The organism is Marinomonas phaeophyticola, assembly GCF_026966905.1.
GTDB lineage: Bacteria > Pseudomonadota > Gammaproteobacteria > Pseudomonadales > Marinomonadaceae > Marinomonas > Marinomonas phaeophyticola.
Window position 1 is genome coordinate 13,014 of the sequence record NZ_JAPUBN010000007.1, and the last position, 17,657, is coordinate 30,670.

General features: G+C 41.9%; 16 protein-coding genes and 1 riboswitch. Of the genes, 4 read left to right on the plus strand and 12 right to left on the minus strand.

The genetic code is table 11. From position 1 onward, the window contains the following. Positions 1 to 150: 150 nt before the first annotated feature. Together O1D97_RS02255 and O1D97_RS02260 are read left to right on the plus strand one after the other, a co-directional pair. The gene (locus O1D97_RS02255; RefSeq protein ID WP_269122447.1) at positions 151 to 858 is read left to right on the plus strand and encodes an AzlC family ABC transporter permease; all 708 of its coding nucleotides are present in this window, start codon (positions 151 to 153) and stop codon (positions 856 to 858) included. Next, a complete protein-coding gene (locus O1D97_RS02260) occupies positions 851 to 1,180 on the plus strand; it encodes an AzlD domain-containing protein (RefSeq protein ID WP_269122449.1) in 330 nt (109 codons plus the stop codon). The genes O1D97_RS02255 and O1D97_RS02260 overlap by 8 nt, the downstream gene beginning before the upstream one ends. 138 nt (positions 1,181 to 1,318) lie before the next feature. Here the strand turns inward: O1D97_RS02260 and O1D97_RS02265 are convergent, their stop codons facing one another. The 3 genes from O1D97_RS02265 to O1D97_RS02275 are packed head-to-tail and all read right to left on the minus strand — an operon-like array spanning position 1,319 to position 3,878. Then, positions 1,319 to 2,110, minus strand: a complete 792-nt coding sequence (locus O1D97_RS02265; RefSeq protein WP_269122451.1) for an ABC transporter permease — start codon at positions 2,108 to 2,110, stop codon at positions 1,319 to 1,321. Continuing rightward, positions 2,088 to 2,891 carry an ABC transporter ATP-binding protein gene (locus O1D97_RS02270; protein ID WP_269122453.1) on the minus strand — a complete coding sequence of 268 codons (804 nt, stop codon included), beginning with the start codon at positions 2,889 to 2,891 and terminating at the stop codon, positions 2,088 to 2,090. Before O1D97_RS02270 ends, O1D97_RS02265 begins: the two co-directional genes overlap by 23 nt. Before the next feature lie 3 nt (positions 2,892 to 2,894). Beyond that, positions 2,895 to 3,878 (minus strand): ABC transporter substrate-binding protein, encoded by a 984-nt coding sequence (locus O1D97_RS02275; RefSeq protein ID WP_269122455.1) that lies wholly within the window; start codon positions 3,876 to 3,878, stop codon positions 2,895 to 2,897. A 453-nt stretch (positions 3,879 to 4,331) separates the two neighbouring features. Here O1D97_RS02275 and O1D97_RS02280 point away from each other — a divergent pair, with 453 nt between their 5' ends. Then, the gene (locus tag O1D97_RS02280) at positions 4,332 to 5,228 is read left to right on the plus strand and encodes a DMT family transporter (RefSeq protein WP_269122457.1); all 897 of its coding nucleotides are present in this window, start codon (positions 4,332 to 4,334) and stop codon (positions 5,226 to 5,228) included. Positions 5,229 to 5,266: 38 nt separating this feature from the next. On the opposite strand, the gene O1D97_RS02285 is transcribed toward O1D97_RS02280, so the two are convergent. From O1D97_RS02285 to O1D97_RS02295, 3 genes are all read right to left on the minus strand, one after another. Further along, positions 5,267 to 5,563, minus strand: coding sequence for a BBE domain-containing protein (locus O1D97_RS02285; RefSeq protein WP_269122459.1), 297 nt, complete (start codon positions 5,561 to 5,563; stop codon positions 5,267 to 5,269). Further along, positions 5,551 to 6,681, minus strand: a complete 1,131-nt coding sequence (locus tag O1D97_RS02290) for an FAD-binding oxidoreductase (protein ID WP_269122461.1) — start codon at positions 6,679 to 6,681, stop codon at positions 5,551 to 5,553. The genes O1D97_RS02285 and O1D97_RS02290 overlap by 13 nt, the downstream gene beginning before the upstream one ends. A gap of 329 nt (positions 6,682 to 7,010) precedes the next feature. Beyond that, complete coding sequence (locus O1D97_RS02295; protein WP_269122462.1) at positions 7,011 to 7,505, minus strand: P-loop NTPase family protein; 495 nt, start codon at positions 7,503 to 7,505, stop codon at positions 7,011 to 7,013. A gap of 248 nt (positions 7,506 to 7,753) precedes the next feature. Further along, positions 7,754 to 7,906: riboswitch (FMN riboswitch) on the plus strand. A gap of 118 nt (positions 7,907 to 8,024) precedes the next feature. On the opposite strand from O1D97_RS02295, the gene O1D97_RS02300 reads away from it, so the two are divergent. After that, positions 8,025 to 8,513 carry a 6,7-dimethyl-8-ribityllumazine synthase gene (locus O1D97_RS02300; protein ID WP_269122464.1) on the plus strand — a complete coding sequence of 163 codons (489 nt, stop codon included), beginning with the start codon at positions 8,025 to 8,027 and terminating at the stop codon, positions 8,511 to 8,513. A gap of 156 nt (positions 8,514 to 8,669) precedes the next feature. Here the strand turns inward: O1D97_RS02300 and O1D97_RS02305 are convergent, their stop codons facing one another. The 6 genes from O1D97_RS02305 to prpC all read right to left on the minus strand — a co-directional run bounded on the left by O1D97_RS02305 (position 8,670) and on the right by prpC (position 17,642). After that, complete coding sequence (locus O1D97_RS02305) at positions 8,670 to 10,250, minus strand: phage tail sheath family protein (RefSeq protein ID WP_269122466.1); 1,581 nt, start codon at positions 10,248 to 10,250, stop codon at positions 8,670 to 8,672. Between the two features lie 412 nt (positions 10,251 to 10,662). Beyond that, positions 10,663 to 11,631 carry a transposase gene (locus tag O1D97_RS02310; protein WP_269122468.1) on the minus strand — a complete coding sequence of 323 codons (969 nt, stop codon included), beginning with the start codon at positions 11,629 to 11,631 and terminating at the stop codon, positions 10,663 to 10,665. A gap of 214 nt (positions 11,632 to 11,845) precedes the next feature. Then, the gene (locus tag O1D97_RS02315; RefSeq protein WP_269122469.1) at positions 11,846 to 12,250 is read right to left on the minus strand and encodes a hypothetical protein; all 405 of its coding nucleotides are present in this window, start codon (positions 12,248 to 12,250) and stop codon (positions 11,846 to 11,848) included. 358 nt (positions 12,251 to 12,608) lie between these two features. After that, the gene (prpF, locus tag O1D97_RS02320) at positions 12,609 to 13,790 is read right to left on the minus strand and encodes a 2-methylaconitate cis-trans isomerase PrpF (protein WP_269122470.1); all 1,182 of its coding nucleotides are present in this window, start codon (positions 13,788 to 13,790) and stop codon (positions 12,609 to 12,611) included. Positions 13,791 to 13,832: 42 nt separating this feature from the next. Then, positions 13,833 to 16,427 (minus strand): Fe/S-dependent 2-methylisocitrate dehydratase AcnD, encoded by a 2,595-nt coding sequence (acnD, locus tag O1D97_RS02325; protein WP_269122472.1) that lies wholly within the window; start codon positions 16,425 to 16,427, stop codon positions 13,833 to 13,835. Between the two features lie 84 nt (positions 16,428 to 16,511). After that, positions 16,512 to 17,642 (minus strand): bifunctional 2-methylcitrate synthase/citrate synthase, encoded by a 1,131-nt coding sequence (prpC, locus tag O1D97_RS02330; RefSeq protein WP_269122474.1) that lies wholly within the window; start codon positions 17,640 to 17,642, stop codon positions 16,512 to 16,514. Positions 17,643 to 17,657 lie beyond the last annotated feature (15 nt).

Genomic DNA, 17,657 nt, shown 5'->3' on the forward strand with positions numbered 1-17,657 from the left:
GCATACTATAGGTTATATGCTATTCTGCTGCACAAATGTAATCGACTCAGCTCATTATTCCAGAGCTTACTTTTCGAACTCGCATTAAGCGTTTACATTCATCGTTTAAATATAGGGCAATGCCCTACTCTGTCCTTAAGGGATTTGTGCATGACTGACTATCGTAAACAGTTTTGGCTAGGTGTAAGGGATTTATTACCATTAGTATCCGGTGTGCTGCCGTTTGGTTTAATTACAGGAGCTACTGGCGTTTCATTAGGTATGACGCCAGAAATGGTCATGGGAATGACGGTTCTTTTCTTTGCTGGCTCAGCGCAACTAGCCGCCTATTCTCTCATTCAAGATAATGCCCCTTTTGTCATCATTCTACTTACCGCTGTGGTCATTAATTTACGTTTTGTGATCTACAGTGCAACCTTTGCCCCCTTACTAGGGCCATTAAAAAAGCGTTATCGGTTCCCATTAGCGTATATGTTATCTGATCAAGTTTACGGGCTGTGTTCAATGCCAGATCAACAACAAAAAACCGATTCAGAACGACTTTGGTACCTCACCGGAGTATCTATCTCTATGGCATTAAGTTGGATATTGTCGGTTATATTAGGAGTCGCTATCGGCGCCAGCATTCCTGCTCACTGGTCTCTTGAATTCACCATACCACTTGCTTTCTTAGCTATGTTGGTTACCACCATTAGTAATCGCCTACTCTTTTTTGTAGCCATTATCTCTGGCAGTTGTGCTATCGCTTTCCAATTACTCCCCTATAACGCAGGTTTTATCCTTGCGGTTACCGCTGGAGTAAGTTGTGGCCTCTTCATACCAGAATTATTTAAAAAGCGGAGCAATAAACATGGATAATTTGACTCTCTGGCTGTTGTTTATCGCCGCTGGCTTAGGCACTTTTTTGGTACGACTTTCCTTTATTCAATTACATGGCAGTACCGAAGCGCTAATCCAACGTAGCAAAAAAATCCTGATGCTATTGCCTCCTGCAATTTTGGCTGCGCTCTGCGTTCCCGCACTTGTTTTTACCCGCCCAGCAACAGAGTATCAAATAGCCCCTTCACAGTTAGTCGCTGCGGCCGTCACCATTTTCATCGCTAAATACAGTCGCAGCGTCTTTTGGCCAGTGGTCGGGGGAATGCTTTGCTTTTGGTTAGTTCAATATATTATCCACTAAACATTCGCACTACCCCTTTAAACTCAGGTACTTCTTATTAAAAAGTCGAAGGTTAAAATACCTTTTCGATGATAGGTTACTAAGAGTTCGGGGGTTACTGATGCTCACTAAACACCGTCTTGGCGTTTTGTCGCCTCTTCATTTCTTTTTAGGAAGACTCCAAGGAAACAGCCACATTTGGACCCATTGCACAGACTTAAAAAGCAAAAGACTGATAATAGAAAGAAAAATAAGCCCCGCAAAGGCTTGAGGAATCTTAAAGAAAGAGGTGGAAAACTGGATAAAATAACCAAGACCTTCTTCTGCTGCAACAAACTCCGCCACCACAGCCCCAATAATCGCCAGAGTAATAGAGACTCTTAAACCACTAAATATGTGGGGAATTGCATAAGGAATACGTATTTGCCACGTTTCACGATAACGCGGTGCTCGCAATGACTTACTCAACTCAATCATTTCTGGTGGCGTTTCTAACATGCCGGTTGTTGTAGACACAACCAAGGGAAAGAAAGTAATAAGACAAGTAATTAGTACTCGCGATGGGTCATCGGTACCAAGCAACACAATAATTAACGGCGCTACTGCCACAACTGGCGTAGATTGAATGACGATCAATGCAGGGTAAAGCACTCGATTCATGAGTTCAGAACGCATCATGCCAATGGACAATGGTATAGCTATTATTATAGATAAAAAGAACCCCATTAATGCCACACGCAACGTTGCCCATAGATGAGTCATCCAACGGGAAAACTCCACATTTAAAAAGGCAGTAATAATAGAGGAAGGCGCAGGTAATATATAATTAGGAACCTTTCCAAATACACAAATGCATTCCCATAAAAGTACTAACCCTATAAAAAATAATCCAGGAGCAAAACGATTTACTTGTTGCTTACACCAAAACTTAAACGGGTACGTTTGGTTCATAAATATATCCTCGTATTATGTCGGTTAATTCAGCAAAGCGAGGGGAATTAATGGTTTTCGAGGTTCGAGGACGAGCCAAGTCTACTTCAATTAAATCCATTACGGTCCCAGGGCGTTTACTCATAACAAGAATACGATCTGATAACAGCACGGCCTCGCTGATGGAGTGAGTGATAAAAAGTACTGTTTTCGGGTGCTCACGCCAAATATCCAACAGATCGAAACCGATTTGCTCCCGCGTCAATGCATCGAGAGCAGAAAAAGGTTCATCCATTAACAAAATATCAGGGTTTAAAAGCAAAGCTCGTACAATACCAACTCGCTGCTGCATCCCTCCAGACAATTCATCCGGCATCTTATCGGCAAATTGCATCAATCCTGCCATTTCCAATAATTCATTAGCACGAACCTCATCAGCACTCGAATAACGGCCATATTTATGTTTCAAAGGAAACAGAACGTTTTTACGGACGGTTAACCAAGGCAACAAATTGGCTTTTTGAAATACAATACCCACATCATCACGAGGTTCTGTCACTGGCAAGTTGAACACAGACACACTTCCATGGGATGGCACCAATAACCCAGCTACCATTCTCAACAAAGTTGATTTTCCGCACCCAGAAGGGCCGACAACGGCCACAAATTCATGTCGGTGAATGTCCAGATCAATATCTTGCACTACCATTGGCGAATTAGGGTGTGGGTCGTATTTATGACCCACACCTTTCAAACTGACATAAGTAAGGTTTTTATCTGTCTTATTAGGAACCGGTCCCATAGGTTACTCCGGAATAAAGTCGTTATTTACAATCATCATCGGCTCCAATGCATCGTCTTCAAGGCCATTGGCTTCTGCAACGTATTTCCATGTTTTTTGGATTCGCTCAGGAGTAAAGTATCCAAAACCATCTTTTTCAGTCACATCGTTGAATACTAGGTTAGTGATGCTTTTTATTTGAGCAGACACTATACCTGCGTCCACTTCCGGTACCATTTTATGGAGATCTGCACCGGCTTTATCAGGGAATTCATAGGTAAACTGAATCGCTTTGGCATATGCTTTAACAAAACGTTTAGCCACATCTGGACGCTCTGTTAAGAATTTCTCTGAAGCCAATAAAGAAGAACTATAAAGGGATAAACCAGAATCGGACCAAGGCATTTCGATGACTTCTTTACCGACACTGCTTGCTTGATTTTTAAACAGTGCCGTATTCGTCACCCAGGCAATGATGGCATCAGCATTACCCGTAATCATCATTGGCGCAAGCGCACCAGGATCTGATTTCACTAACTGTATGTCCTCTTCAGAAAAACCGTTTTCTTTTAGCACTAAAGGCAAGAAGGCATTTGAAGAAGTAAACGGTGAGGTGGCAATTTTTTTGCCTTTTAAATCTTTAATGGATTTTATACCGCTACTTTTTAGAACAAAAAAGGCATGTGGCGCTTGGGTAAAATAAGGTAAAACGGCCACAACAGGCACATCGTCTTGTGCTCTCGCGGCCATTAAGGCACCTATATCAGAACTGCCTATATCAGATTGACCGGTTGCCATTTTTGTCAATGCATCTGTAGAGCCACGACCACTGGCAATGGAGACATCCAAATCCAATGCTTCAAAGAAACCTTGTTGAATCCCTACATATACGGGAGCTTTATCGCCTCCTGGTAACCAATCTAATTGAAAAGTAACTTTGTCTGCCGCCATGACGGATGTGCTCGTAATAAGACTCGCGAATAGTGTAAACTTGAGTTTGGTTTTCATTGATATGCTCCCAAAATACGACAATCGATTTGATTCATTTGTTTCAACCAAATAAAACACTGCAACAATCGTTCCCAACATTAATCTTCACCATGGTTTTTTTAAGTTTCTGAATTCATTATAAAAAAGTCATCGATTAAGTTTTAAAATGGAAAGGACGCACTCTCATTAAATTTAACAACGCACAAATTAAGAGCGTAAAACAAATATTCGCGACAATTTTGGGCTCTTGCTAGGTTCAGCGCCCCCCTGAAACCAAGACACTATTTTTTCCCGCTGTTTTCAAAAATAATCAATAGGTAATACGCCTTGAAATGCATTACAATGGTTAGCAACCGTTCAGCTGGTTTCTCTAAACCGACTGTCTCAACCGAATTCAACGATTCGTCTTTTTACTTGAAGAACGCTTTCTTGCATAACCATTCACATGAATAAAACCGAAAAGGATTTTTTGTGACTATAAATCTCAATATTGATCGCCACGCCAACCTAGTCGGAAGTTTTTGGATGATAATCGCAATGGCCATTTTTGCAATCGAAGATGTCTTTATTAAAATCGTTTCAGAGTCCCTACCCATAGCACAAACCATGATACTTTTTGGCCTCGGTGGCTCCTTAACCTTTGCTTGCGTCGCGTTATTAAAAAAAGAGCGCCTATTAAATCCAGACGTTCTCTCACGTCCAATGCGCTTTCGAATATTTTTTGAGATTTTTGGCCGCTTATTTTACGCTCTTGCGATTACTTTAACACCACTGTCCGCCGCCACTGTCATCTTACAAGCCACCCCCATTTTTGTTGTCGCTGGAGCCGCACTATTCTTTAGAGAAAAAGTAGGCATAAGAAGATGGGCTGCCATTTGTGTCGGCCTCATTGGCGTGGTTGTTATCATACGTCCAGGAACTGATAGCTTTTCCATGCTATCCATTCTAGCTCTTCTTGGGATGCTCGGGTTTGCCGGACGAGATCTAGCCAGTCGAGCCGCGCCAGCATCAATCAGTACCTCTATTTTAGGCGTATACGGTTTTTTTGCTGTTTTCATTGCCGGTGTGCTCTTATCGTTCTGGGAAGACACGCCTTTTATTTTACCTAATGCAAAAACCTCTCTCTATTTATTAGGCGCAATCTTAGCGGGTGTTTCCGCTTACTCAGGATTAATGAAAGCCATGCGAACAGGTGAAGTTTCCGCCGTGACTCCCTTTAGATATTCTCGATTATTATTTGGTATGGCCTTCGGCGTATTGCTGTTTAATGAACAAGTGGATATCACCATGTTGATTGGCTGTGGACTCATTATTGTGTCTGGTCTTTTTATTCTCTGGAAAAGAAAAAAACCTACGTCGCTAAGCTAATTCTTAGTGACGTTAATCGTATCAACAAGTAAAGCAGACTAATCTAGGGCGATACTCTGCTCATAATTAAAACGATTTTCAGGATCTAATTCCTTTTTCAGCTGTTGTAGTCGTGCATAAGAATTACCGTAATATGCCGTTTCATACTGTTTTATATTAAGATCTGGGTAATTAATATAGTGTTGAGTCACCTTATTATTATATAGGGTATTTTGTATGTTTTTCATGGCCTCCATACTCCGTTTCTCAGCATCCGAGCTGCTCCAAGAACATTGTGCTTCAGCTAGGTAGCTTGCATTGCGATGAGCATAAGCACTGCCCTCTACTCGTGCCATGTTATTGATCTCCCCCCTAGGGTGTTTATTTGAAATATGGCACCTGGAGTATCTGCGACTTGAGTAAATAACGCTTCAGCACACGCCTCTATATCCTTAAAGCTTTGGTAATATCCCGCACTAATGTTTTTGAAGAACAAAGGTTTATTATGGCCATAGTAGTATTGCACACCGATTTCAATAGGGTCGGGTTTTAACCTATCATTTTTATCCATAACACCATTGAATGTGCTTAATACTTGCTCCATTTCCTCGTCATGCTCTGTTGCCGTAAGCATAATGGTTAATGTATCTCTATTTAAAACAAAGGCAGAAAAAGCATGGTTTGGTAAGGTATCACACTGCTTAAACCAGAACTTCGCTAGATGAGCCGCTTTCTTAGGGGTCAATTTATATGCTCTGAATCGATGTTGGTATAATGTCGTCGGGGCGTTAACCGTTTTAAAACGTAACTGGGTTATTACGCCAAAATTACCATTACCTGCACCACGACATGCCCAAAGCAATTCCGGCAATTCATCAGAATCAATCACATTGCCCTTCACATCGACCAAACGGACACCCGTTAAATAATCACAGGTCAAACCAAATTGACGAGAAAATAAGCCATAACCACCTCCAAGTGTTATCCCAGATAAACCAACTGACGCACAAGAACCCGATGGTAATAGCCGTCCCTTGGGTAAACAATAATGATAAAGCTGGGCAAGACTAACGGCTGGGTCGGCTACCAAGCCATGGTCATTATCTAATTTCAAACTATTCATCTGAGAAAGGTCAATGACCATACCACCATGATTTAAAGAGAAGCCTTCAAAGCTATGACCACCACTTTTAATATTGATATTTAACCCATGCTGATCCGCATACTTAACCGCTTTTTGCACACCAAGCTCTGTTTTACACACGGCAATAATATGGGGCTTTGCATTAAAGCGTTTATTAAATAGCCTCCTGTAGACATCAAATCGTTTATGCTCTTTTTTCATAAACTGCACATCTTCATCACTGTCCAATCCCTGAACATGCGCCCAAGCCAAAGGCCCAGTAAAGGCCGTTAATCCGAATAATTTTAATAATGTTCGTCTATTGATATTCATCATCCTTATTTCATTCATCACTATGCTCATTCTAATACAAGACGTTCCTAAGGAAAGATGAAAATATTCAACCTTATTTCAGTCTGATTTTTTCTTCTAACGAATAGAGTCACAAGAAACCGACTTTAAAAATAACAGAGCCAAAGTCATACACTCGAATATAAAAAAAGGGGATGTACTGCAGAATGTTCCCTCTTCATATATGTGAAGGAGATTTGACACCCTGAAAAATCTTGCCTCGGATAGCGCTTTTGAAGAATATAAAGACACAGCCGCATTACTGTTAAATGCGAGTAATAAGGTCGATGACTTTGCTTAACCGTAGAATAAAATCATCACACTTGAACCTATTCCCTTGTCGCTTGCTCATTAGATTCGTACATGGTCTTTTTCCCTTGAAAATCTTTAAACAACCGCTCGTGAGCTGCTTTAGAAAAGGTATCATCACGAACGGTATATTGTGAAATCCAATTAATCAACATTTCTAAATTGGCATCTTGATCGGCTTTACTTTCATATTTATGTGGCTCCCATGGTCGATTTTTTGCATTTTCTATACATACAGAAACAGGTAAATTTAGAAATATCACTTCATCAGCCTGTTGAATCACAACGTCTAACAAATCAGAATAACAACCCTCTATAACCCAATTGCAATTAATTGATGTAAAGGCTCTTATCTGTGCACAAGACTCAGATACAGGCAAGCGTTCTGGTGGTGTCATGGGTTTCCACGCCACAGTATCGAGGTCTAAATGCGCTAAGTGATTTATCAATGCTAATTTTGTTGCTAACGTTGACTTACCTGAACCTGAGTTCCCAAAAATGACAATTTTACTCATAATAATCTCCTTAACGCCCTGTACCTTTGTTTTCAGAGTTCGCTTGTCTAGCAATAAGCGTATTCAGTCCTTTTATAAACTAACTTACACCCATAAGGCGTTTTTTTAACAGCCTCTTAGGTAGATTCAATCAAAGTGAAAGTATAACTCGCCTTTTACCTATTGTTGAGTAAACAAGCGGCCTTCTTAAACACTCTTTGACAATCCTTGGTTAAAAAAAGTATATTCGCACTCATCGGATTATTCCGGTTCGTTCTCGGGGCGGGGTGAAATTCCCCACCGGCGGTAAGGAGGTCTATTTCTAAGCCCGCGAGCGCCTATTAGACATGCTTCTTTTAGGGTCAGCAGATCTGGTGTGACTCCAGAGCCGACGGTTACAGTCCGGATGATAGAGAGCGTGTCAGACAAGCCTCACTGCATCGTTATACTTGTTATAGCGATAATATAAGGTATGCCATATTTTTATGGTGTATTTGCCTGTCCGTTCGCCCTGATTCACCTTTAATTTAGGAATTTACTATGAATCAGAGCTCAACGAATCTTATTGATTTCACACCAGCAACAAAACGTATCGCTATTTTCCATGCTACTTGGCACGAAGATATTGTAATGAATGCCGTAAATGGGTTTAAAGATGAACTCATTTCCCGTGGCTACAACGAAGCCTTAATAGAGACGATTTCCGTACCAGGTGCCTACGAAATCCCGCTACAAGCGAAACTGTTGGCAAAAAGTGGCAAATACTCTGCTATTGCGGCTAGCGCCTTAGTGGTGGATGGTGGAATTTATCGTCATGACTTTGTGGCACAAACCGTTTGTAACGCGTTAATGCAGGTTCAATTAGAAACAGAAGTCCCTGTACTAACGGCAGTGCTAACGCCTCACAACTTTCACGAACATGACGAACATAAAGACTACTTTCGCCGCCATTTCTTGAAAAAAGGCACGGAGCTCGCCAATGCTTGTGATATGGCGATTCAATTGACAGAAAAAGCAAAGCAACTTTAGCGAAATAAATAAGGCCGCTATCAGATTATGTTAACTTTATCTAATAGCGGCTTAGGTTCGCCTTATGAGGCACTCATTTCAAGACAACTGCAATGTGTTCCATTGAATCGCCATTAGACTATCTAGTTACTCCTCCATTCATCTCGATTAATTATTTTAACTAGATATCGCCATCTCTTGTTCAATGTTTAGGATTATAAATTCAGCAGGACGTATTAAAGCCACCTTGACGAATACTCTCATAAAGCCATTCAGGATATCGTCAGCGGTCATAGTAGATCCCAACCCACACTCGACTTGAAAAGCATCTGCAGCACTTGCTCCCTGTAGCCCCCCTTCTTTCCAAATACTTACCAAGAAACTACTTATCGCACTTTTAACAGCCTCCCAAGTATTGGCGCTATTGTCTTCAAATGCATAAGCAGCAACCGCTAGTTTTACGGATTGCTCAAGAAACGTCATTGTGCGTCTAACAGAGATGTAACGCCAATCTTGGCTATTACCATCTAGCGTTCTTGCTCCCCAAACTAAGATCCCCTGCCCATTAAAAAAGCGAATCGCATTAACCGACTTACCTGATACCGCATCGATATTCAAATCGGCTTGTTGCGCGTCAGTCAAGTGAATAGGAAGGCTAGAAGCACCTACAATACTGGTATTCGCGGGAGCATTCCAAACACCATGTTCATTATCATTGACGGTATAAACCCCCGCCATTGCCCCACTTGGAGGTAATACATTCGCATCACTCAATACATGATTAATGATTTGAGCGTATTCTGCAGAAGCGTTAAGCAAAGATTCATTAAGTTGAGATATTGACAGTGGATTCTCTTTAGAAGGTTGGTCAATCATGTCAATAATCGTCTCAACTACCCTATTAGGTGCAGAAGTAGGACTCAGGATTCGCTTTAACTGCTGAGCATCACCACCAAACAAATTGCTATAATTCATCTCATAGCTCTGCATGATAGTCGTACCAATAAATGGATAATAAACAGCGCCGTATTTTAACCCCTTTGAACCTGTTTTATTACGGAAGGTGTCAATATCATAAGTATATGTAATAGGATCTGGAGTATTACCACCAATAATATCAAACAAACAAACCGCGGTTTGCTGGTCATTCGCTTGCGACAACATAGATTCCATCAAGGTCCCATTATTATCTATTGATAACAGCGTCGCTTCTGGACAAATGTAGATTGTAGGCTCTGATTCATTTTTTAATAATGCTAAACCCCGTTGCAAATCGGCTAACTGTACATTTGGATTAACAATCTGCTCTCCTACATTACCCGCTTTTCCGCTTACCGGGCCATAAGAACCAACAGATACAATATACGCATCGCCCCCACCATTCTGATAAAACAGTCGAATACTATTGTATAAATAATAAATGGTACTAGGGTCCGGCACGATGCAGTAGCAACGCCCGTCCAGTTGAAGGTAATCTCCCTTGTTAGGCTTTGCGTCTTGCTCAATCAAGTAATATTCTGGATGATATGGAACCGCTGGTTCGGCTACAGAAGATGATGAAGAGGTTAAATAAATTTCTTGGAACTCCGCAAAAGACGATATCTTCTGTACCTTATTAGAGTAAGACTTTCCTTGAAACTCCGCACTAGGGGTATAGCCAATAAAAGCCGGCACCGCTGTAGCAACAGGAACAACAGAGTGGCCAAAAGCGTTTATCTCGTTTATATACACACCAGGTGTTTTGATATTAGAAACCATACCTATTTACTCCCTTTCGTTTAATACTCACCAATTTAAAAGTGAACATATTGGATCAAAATTCTAATAATTCATTGTGTTCTAAGGCGTTCAACATGTTAAATATGATCGACGGCTTTGCTACATTCTAGTACAGGATTAATGACCCATACACTAACAGGCTTAACGAAAGTAAATACTGGACATCCAACCTTATAAATCAGAAATTTGAAGTAAGTACTGGACATCCAACCTTATAAATCAGAAATTTGATCAAATTTTTTAATTCAAACAACGAGAAAAACAAGAGAAAAGTAAGTATTTAAGCCAATTAGCCGATAGAAATTGGTTAAGTGCGACGATTATTCATATATCAGGCGAGTAGGATTACTTACTATTGCATAAGAATGGTTTGGGGGGGATGCTATTTACGCTAGGCTAATAACTTGCAGCACCTTTTATTTGGCCTAGACCTTGGTTGAGCGTTTTTATAACGAGTAATACTATTTTCTTGCCCCACTATCCCATGGGTATTTTGCTCAAACTTAATCGCAATGGTTAACCAGTTGTCAGACGATATTCCAAGCCGTTGTAAAATGGGTGAAAGCGATAAATCAATTGTCTTTCTTTTATCTTGTCGAGCAATGCGGCCTGTCATATCAACTAACTGTAGATAATCCGTTAACTTAAACAAAATTCCTTCGTTTTTATCTTTATGATCATCTCCAATAAAGGGATACAGCACCTTTGGTTGAGTAATTTTCTTGGCAGACTCTACTCTTTTCTTAATACTAGTGAAGTCCGATGTTTCAGGCGTCGCTGCTATATTAGCTCGAATCGGATTAAGATCCACATAGGCCATACAAGCTAGAACAGACGCTTCGTCTAACAAGGCTTGAGATTTAAAGCGCCCTTCCCAAAAGCGACCTGTACACTCATCCTCAGCATTCGCTTGTCGTGCAATGGGTTCGTTCAACTCCCGCATAAACCAGCTGATGTCAGACAACCTTTCTCGATACGCTTCCGCAGACCGCTCAGCCAGTTTAATTGCATAGGCGGGCATGGTTTCACCACGAGCGTATTGCTGAGTAAATAACGTCCCTTTATGCAATGAATGCCACCTCCTTAACACCTCATGAGTTGACCAACTTTTGGCTTGTTTTTCATTAATGTGCAATACAATATGCAAATGATTACTCATCACCGCATAAGCGCAAATATCAATAGAGAAAATTTGAGATAAAAAGAGAATTCGTGCTTCAATCCACCCGCGGCGATGCTCAAAACTCTTTCCGGTTACAGAATCTTTCCCACACAAGAAAGCACGGCGAACGCATCGACTGATGCAATGGTAATACGGAGTGTCAGACAAACGGACCTGTTGACTTCTTGCCCTTGGCATAACTTTCCCCTCATCCTTGAGTTTGGTTTTTTCTAGTTTAGACCGTGATTAAAAAAACATCAATAAAGTTATGGGTGGCCTGTATTATTTAGTGATTAAAAAAACATCAATAAAATTATGGGTGGCCTGTATTATTTGATGGGTGGCCTGTATTATTTGATGGGTGGCCTGTATTATTTGTCAATGGGTGGCCTGTATTATTTATTTTCGGTGATTAAATGTGGGTGAGTATATTGAACCATGGAAGGCTATATTCTTGCATAATTTGCGCAAGTGGAAAAATAAACAATGTGGCGATGTAGAGTGCGTGGCGAATATTACGTAATACTAGACTTGATTTAGGGAGTAATAATCCTAGAATAATTAACCCAGTCATCGGTGTAAAGAGGATATAAATGACCAAATCAAATTGATAGAGATTTTCATTGACCTTGCTAAGCAAAGTAAACACCAATGAGAGTATCGCAAATAAGCTAGAGAGAAGTATGATATTTGCCCAGTGTTTAGATGTGGATTGGGCGTTTTTTGCATCAAGCTTTGCGCCCTTAAAACCTTTTCTTACGAAAAGAGCCGTTATCACCGCGAAAATAATGACTAAAGGCAGTAAAATTAACCCCATTATAGACTACCTAAACCGCTATATGCTTGCATCGATACTGACCCTTCAATCCATTACACCACGTTGAACTTACTTAATAAGTTATTCTCAAGCTCATGACTAAACACCATTCTAACCTTCTCTTCAAAAAAGCAAAAGAAAAGGTGTCGATAACGTGCTTAGAGAAAAAAGAGGGTCAACTCTTTAGCTGTTTGTCGGGCTGAAGGCGTGACCTACCCTAGATGAGAAAAACCTTCGTTTTTCTGTGCTGACAACGACAGTGATGCAAGCAAAAAAACGAAGGCTTTTTGTTATGTGTGCTCCCAGAAAATTTGTACGGAGAGGTAGGTTTGTTGGCCTACAGACGCAATCTACAAGGTCATTCTGGAGGCGGAATTTTGACCCAGCCTTCCATTAGAACACGAGCGCTGCGGCTCATAATGGCTTTTTCGATAACCCAATTACCATTTTCTTTAATGGCTTTGGCGCCGACTTTAAGTGTGCCAGATGGATGGCCAAACTCGACCATTTCTCTGTCACCGCCACCAGCCGCCAAATTCACCAAAGTACCCGGGATGGCCGCCGCTGATCCAATGGCAACAGCCGCTGTACCCATCATGGCGTGATGCAGCTTGCCCATAGACAAGGCACGTACCAAGAGATCAATATTCTCCGTCTCGATGGCTTTACCACTGGAGGAAACATAGCTTTTCGCAGGGGAAACAAAAGCGACTTTGGGTGTGTGCTGACGAGTTTTGGCTTCATCTAAGGTTTGAATTAGCCCCATTTTAATGGCACCGTGAGCACGTATGGATTCAAACATGGCTAGGGCTTTTTCGTCATTATTAATATCATCTTGCAGCTCGGCACCGTGATACCCAATCGCCTCGGCATTGATGAATATAGTTGGAATACCCGCATTGATCATGGTGACGTGTAAATCCCCTATCTCAGGCACGTATAAGGTATCAACCACATTACCTGTTGGAAACATGGAACCCCCTTCTTCGCCATCATCAGCAGGGTTTAAAAATTCCAACTTTATTTCGGCGGCAGGAAAAGTCACACCATCCAATTCAAAATCACCTAATTCTTGCACTTCACCATGGATAATGGGCACATAGGAAATAATCGTTTTTTCGATGTTGGCTTGCCAAATACGCACTTCCACCACACCATTTTCTGGGATTCGACTCGCATCAATGTAACCATTTGCCACGGCAAAGGGCCCTATAGCGGCAGATAAATTACCGCAGTTGCCACTCCAATCAACAAACGCTTTATCTATAGAAACTTGACCAAACAAGTAATCCACATCGTGCCCTGCTCGACTGCTGTTAGCAATAATCACCGTTTTACTGGTACTTGAAGTCGCCGCCCCCATGCCGTCAATTTGCTTTCCATAGGGGTCAGGACTGCCAATAACACGCATTAAAATAGCATCTCGAGCCGCACCCGCTACTTGCGCTGCTGCAGGCAGGTCTTCTAATTTAAAGAAGACGCCTTTACTGGTACCGCCACGCATGTAAGTTGCGGGAATTTTAATTTGAGGTTTTATCATAACACCATTCCTACACTGTCATTTGATTCAAATATAGCGGTCTTAAACACTTTCCGCTTCACTTAAAAAGTCTTTGGCAAAGCGTTGTAACACACCACCTGCCTCATAAATCGAGACTTCTTCCTCTGTATCCAAACGACAGATAACAGGCACAGTAATTTGTTCACCCGAAGTACGTGTAATCACTAACATCATGGTCGCTCTTGGTGTACGAGCGCCTTGAACATCAAAGATTTCGGTTCCATCTAAGGCCAACGTATGTCGATTGGTTCCCACTTCAAATTCCAGCGGTAACACTCCCATGCCAACTAAATTGGTTCTATGAATACGTTCAAACCCTTCCGCAACGATGACTTCAACTCCCGCCAGACGGACCCCTTTGGCGGCCCAGTCACGAGAGGAACCTTGCCCGTAATCCGCACCCGCCACTATGATTAGCGGTTGTTTACGCCCCATGTAGGTTTCAATGGCTTCCCACATGCGTGTTACTTGGCCCTCTGGTTCAACTCTTGCTAAAGAACCTTGTTTCACCTGACCGTTTTCTTGCACCATTTCATTTAACAGTTTTGGATTGGCAAAGGTCGCCCGTTGAGCGGTTAAATGATCACCACGGTGAGTCGCATACGAATTGTAATCCTCTTCAGGTAGCCCCATTTTATCTAAATATTCACCGGCTGCACTGGATTTCATAATGGCATTAGACGGAGATAAATGATCGGTCGTGATGTTGTCCCCTAAAATGGCTAATGGCCGCATTCCCGATAAACTACGCTCTCCCGCTAACGCACCTTCCCAGTATGGAGGTCGACGAATATAGGTACTCATTTCTCGCCAATCGTATAATGGACTTACCGCTGCGCTAGTGTCTTCTTTAATCTCAAACATAGGAATATAGACAGCATTAAATTGCTCAGGTTTAACGCTTTTCGCAACAATCGCATCTATCTCTGCATCACTTGGCCAGATGTCTTTCAAGGTAATTTCATTGCCTTCTTTATCAACACCTAGAATGTCTTTTTCGATATCAAAACGAATGGTTCCGGCAATAGCGTAGGCGACAACAAGTGGCGGTGATGCTAAAAAGGCTTGTTTTGCATAAGGATGAATTCGACCATCAAAATTACGATTACCAGATAATACGGCGGTAGCATATAGGTCTCGGTCAATCACTTCTTTCTGTATCATCGGATCCAATGCACCACTCATACCGTTACAAGTCGTGCAGGCAAAGCCAACAATGCCGAATCCCAGTTTCTCCAGTTCAGGCAGTAAATTAGCGTCTTCTAAATACAGCTGCGCCGCTTTTGAACCTGGTGCAAAGGATGTTTTTACCCAAGGTTTACGAGTTAAGCCTAACTCATTGGCCTTTTGAGCTAGTAAACCAGCCGCAACCGTATTTCTAGGGTTACTGGTATTGGTACAACTGGTAATAGCAGCAATAATCACGGCTCCATCAGGCATTAAGCCTTCATCGTTTTCTACTACACCAGAAATCCCACGGGCCGCCAATTCAGAGGTTGGTACACGATTATGAGGGTTTGATGGACCTGCTATGGTTCTAACTACACTGGAAAGATCAAAAGAAAGCACTCTTTCATAACGCGCCGTGGATAAACTATCAGCCCATAAACCAGTCGTTTTAGCGTAGTTCTCTACCAATGCAACTTGTTCAGGTTCACGACCGGTTAAGGTTAAATAGTCAATCGTTTGCTGATCTATATAAAACATGGCCGCCGACGCACCAAATTCTGGTGTCATATTGGAAATAGTCGCGCGATCACCAAGGGTGAGATGAGGAACCCCTTCACCGAAAAATTCTAAGTAGGAAGACACCACTTTTTGAGATCGTAAAAATTCTGTTAAGGCCAATACGATGTCGGTGGCCGTAACACCCTCTTGTCTTTTGCCTGTTAATTCAACCCCGATAATATCAGGAAGACGCATCCATGAAGCACGACCTAACATCACACTTTCCGCTTCTAGACCACCAACACCAATGGCTATCACACCCAATGCATCTACATGAGGAGTATGGCTATCAGTACCAACAAGGGTGTCAGGAAAAGCCACACCATCACGTGAATGCACAACTGGAGACATGCGTTCTAAATTTATTTGGTGCAGAATACCATTACCCGGAGGAATAACATCGACATTCTTAAAGGCTTTTTTCGTCCAGTTAATAAAGTGAAATCTATCTTCATTTCGACGGTCTTCAATAGCTCGGTTTTTATCAAATGCATCTTTATCAAACCCACCGTGCTCTACCGCTAAGGAATGATCTACAATTAATTGCGTTGGTACCACTGGATTCACTTTCGCTGGATCACCACCTTGCAATGCGATGGCATCACGTAAACCGGCCAAATCCACTAAAGCCGTTTGCCCTAAAATATCATGGCACACCACCCGCGCGGGAAACCAAGGAAAATCCAACTCTTGCTTACGTTCAATCAGCTGCTTTAAGGAAGCATCTAAGGTTTCAGGTGAGCAACGTCTCACTAAATTTTCCGCCAATACCCTTGAAGTATAAGGCAGTTCATCATAGGCACCGGGGCTTAACGCCTCGATTGCTTCACGAGTGTCAAAATAATCCAGTTGCGTTCCTGGAAGGGATTTTCTGTATTGGGTATTCATGATAAGGAACTCACTTAAAGCAGTAGCAGAAAATAAAGAGTGCAGTGCACACTACACCCTTTACCTGATTGAAAGGGATTGAGTCTAGGTCCGAGACTCTATCGGTGTTACGTTTCTTGGTTCTGGCCCTGTATAGTCTGCACTTGGGCGGATAATACGGTTATTCGCACGCTGTTCAAATACATGAGCGGCCCAACCCGTAAGGCGAGAGCACACAAAAATTGGCGTAAATAATTTTGTCGGGATATCCATAAAATGATAGGCACTAGCGTGGAAAAAATCCGCATTACAAAAGAGTTTCTTCTCTCTCCACATAACGGCTTCAACACGTTCAGAAACTGAGTATAAAACGGTATCACCCACATCATCGGAAAGTTTTTTAGACCACTCTTTAATAATGCCATTACGAGGATCTGAAGTACTATAAATTGCGTGCCCAAATCCCATAATTTTATCTTTACGGGCCAACATACCAAGCACTTCCGCTTCCGCTTCATCAGCAGAAGACCATTGCTCAATCATGTCCATAGCCGCTTCATTAGCACCGCCGTGTAAAGGACCTCGAAGAGAGCCAATAGCACCAGTGATACAACTATGCAGATCAGACAAGGTAGAAGCACAAACACGCGCGGTAAAGGTGGAGGCGTTAAATTCGTGCTCAGCATACAAGATCAATGAAACATTCATCACTTTCGCATGCAATTCACTTGGTTTCTCGCCTCTTAGAAGGTGTAAAAAATGGCCGCCAACAGAGTCGTCATCGGTTACGGTTTCGATACGAACATCATCATGACTAAAGCGATACCAGTAACAGATAATCGATGGAAATACCGCCAACAAACGATCCGCCATGTCTTGCTCATCAGCAAAGCTGGCTTCTGTTTCCAAATTGCCCAACATAGAACAACCTGTACGCATAACATCCATTGGATGGGCGTCTTTTGGGATTTGCTCTAACACGGTTTTAAGCGCATCAGGTAATTGACGTAAAGATTTGATTTTTTCGATATAGGCCGTCAATTCAGCTTGATTCGGTAATTTACCCTTAAGCAACAAATAAGCGACTTCTTCAAAGGTCGATTTCTCAGCCAATTCATGTATATCGTAACCACGATAAGTTAATCCAGACCCAGACTTGCCAACAGTACAAAGCGCTGTTGATCCTGCTGATTGTCCACGAAGTCCCGCACCAGTGAGTTTCTTAGCTTCAGCCATTTTTATTTTTCCTCT

Excerpts from the sequence above, each read along its gene's own strand:
- O1D97_RS02255 (WP_269122447.1), top strand. The coding sequence starts at position 151 with ATGACTGACTATCGTAAACAGTTTTGGCTAGGTGTAAGGGATTTATTA.
- O1D97_RS02260 (WP_269122449.1), top strand. The coding sequence starts at position 851 with ATGGATAATTTGACTCTCTGGCTGTTGTTTATCGCCGCTGGCTTAGGC.
- O1D97_RS02265 (WP_269122451.1), bottom strand. The coding sequence starts at position 2,110 with ATGAACCAAACGTACCCGTTTAAGTTTTGGTGTAAGCAACAAGTAAAT.
- O1D97_RS02270 (WP_269122453.1), bottom strand. The coding sequence starts at position 2,891 with ATGGGACCGGTTCCTAATAAGACAGATAAAAACCTTACTTATGTCAGT.
- O1D97_RS02275 (WP_269122455.1), bottom strand. The coding sequence starts at position 3,878 with ATGAAAACCAAACTCAAGTTTACACTATTCGCGAGTCTTATTACGAGC.
- O1D97_RS02285 (WP_269122459.1), bottom strand. The coding sequence starts at position 5,563 with ATGGCACGAGTAGAGGGCAGTGCTTATGCTCATCGCAATGCAAGCTAC.
- O1D97_RS02290 (WP_269122461.1), bottom strand. The coding sequence starts at position 6,681 with ATGAATGAAATAAGGATGATGAATATCAATAGACGAACATTATTAAAA.
- O1D97_RS02295 (WP_269122462.1), bottom strand. The coding sequence starts at position 7,505 with ATGAGTAAAATTGTCATTTTTGGGAACTCAGGTTCAGGTAAGTCAACG.
- O1D97_RS02300 (WP_269122464.1), top strand. The coding sequence starts at position 8,025 with ATGAATCAGAGCTCAACGAATCTTATTGATTTCACACCAGCAACAAAA.
- O1D97_RS02305 (WP_269122466.1), bottom strand. The coding sequence starts at position 10,250 with ATGGTTTCTAATATCAAAACACCTGGTGTGTATATAAACGAGATAAAC.
- O1D97_RS02310 (WP_269122468.1), bottom strand. The coding sequence starts at position 11,631 with ATGCCAAGGGCAAGAAGTCAACAGGTCCGTTTGTCTGACACTCCGTAT.
- O1D97_RS02315 (WP_269122469.1), bottom strand. The coding sequence starts at position 12,250 with ATGGGGTTAATTTTACTGCCTTTAGTCATTATTTTCGCGGTGATAACG.
- prpF (WP_269122470.1), bottom strand. The coding sequence starts at position 13,790 with ATGATAAAACCTCAAATTAAAATTCCCGCAACTTACATGCGTGGCGGT.
- acnD (WP_269122472.1), bottom strand. The coding sequence starts at position 16,427 with ATGAATACCCAATACAGAAAATCCCTTCCAGGAACGCAACTGGATTAT.
- prpC (WP_269122474.1), bottom strand. The coding sequence starts at position 17,642 with ATGGCTGAAGCTAAGAAACTCACTGGTGCGGGACTTCGTGGACAATCA.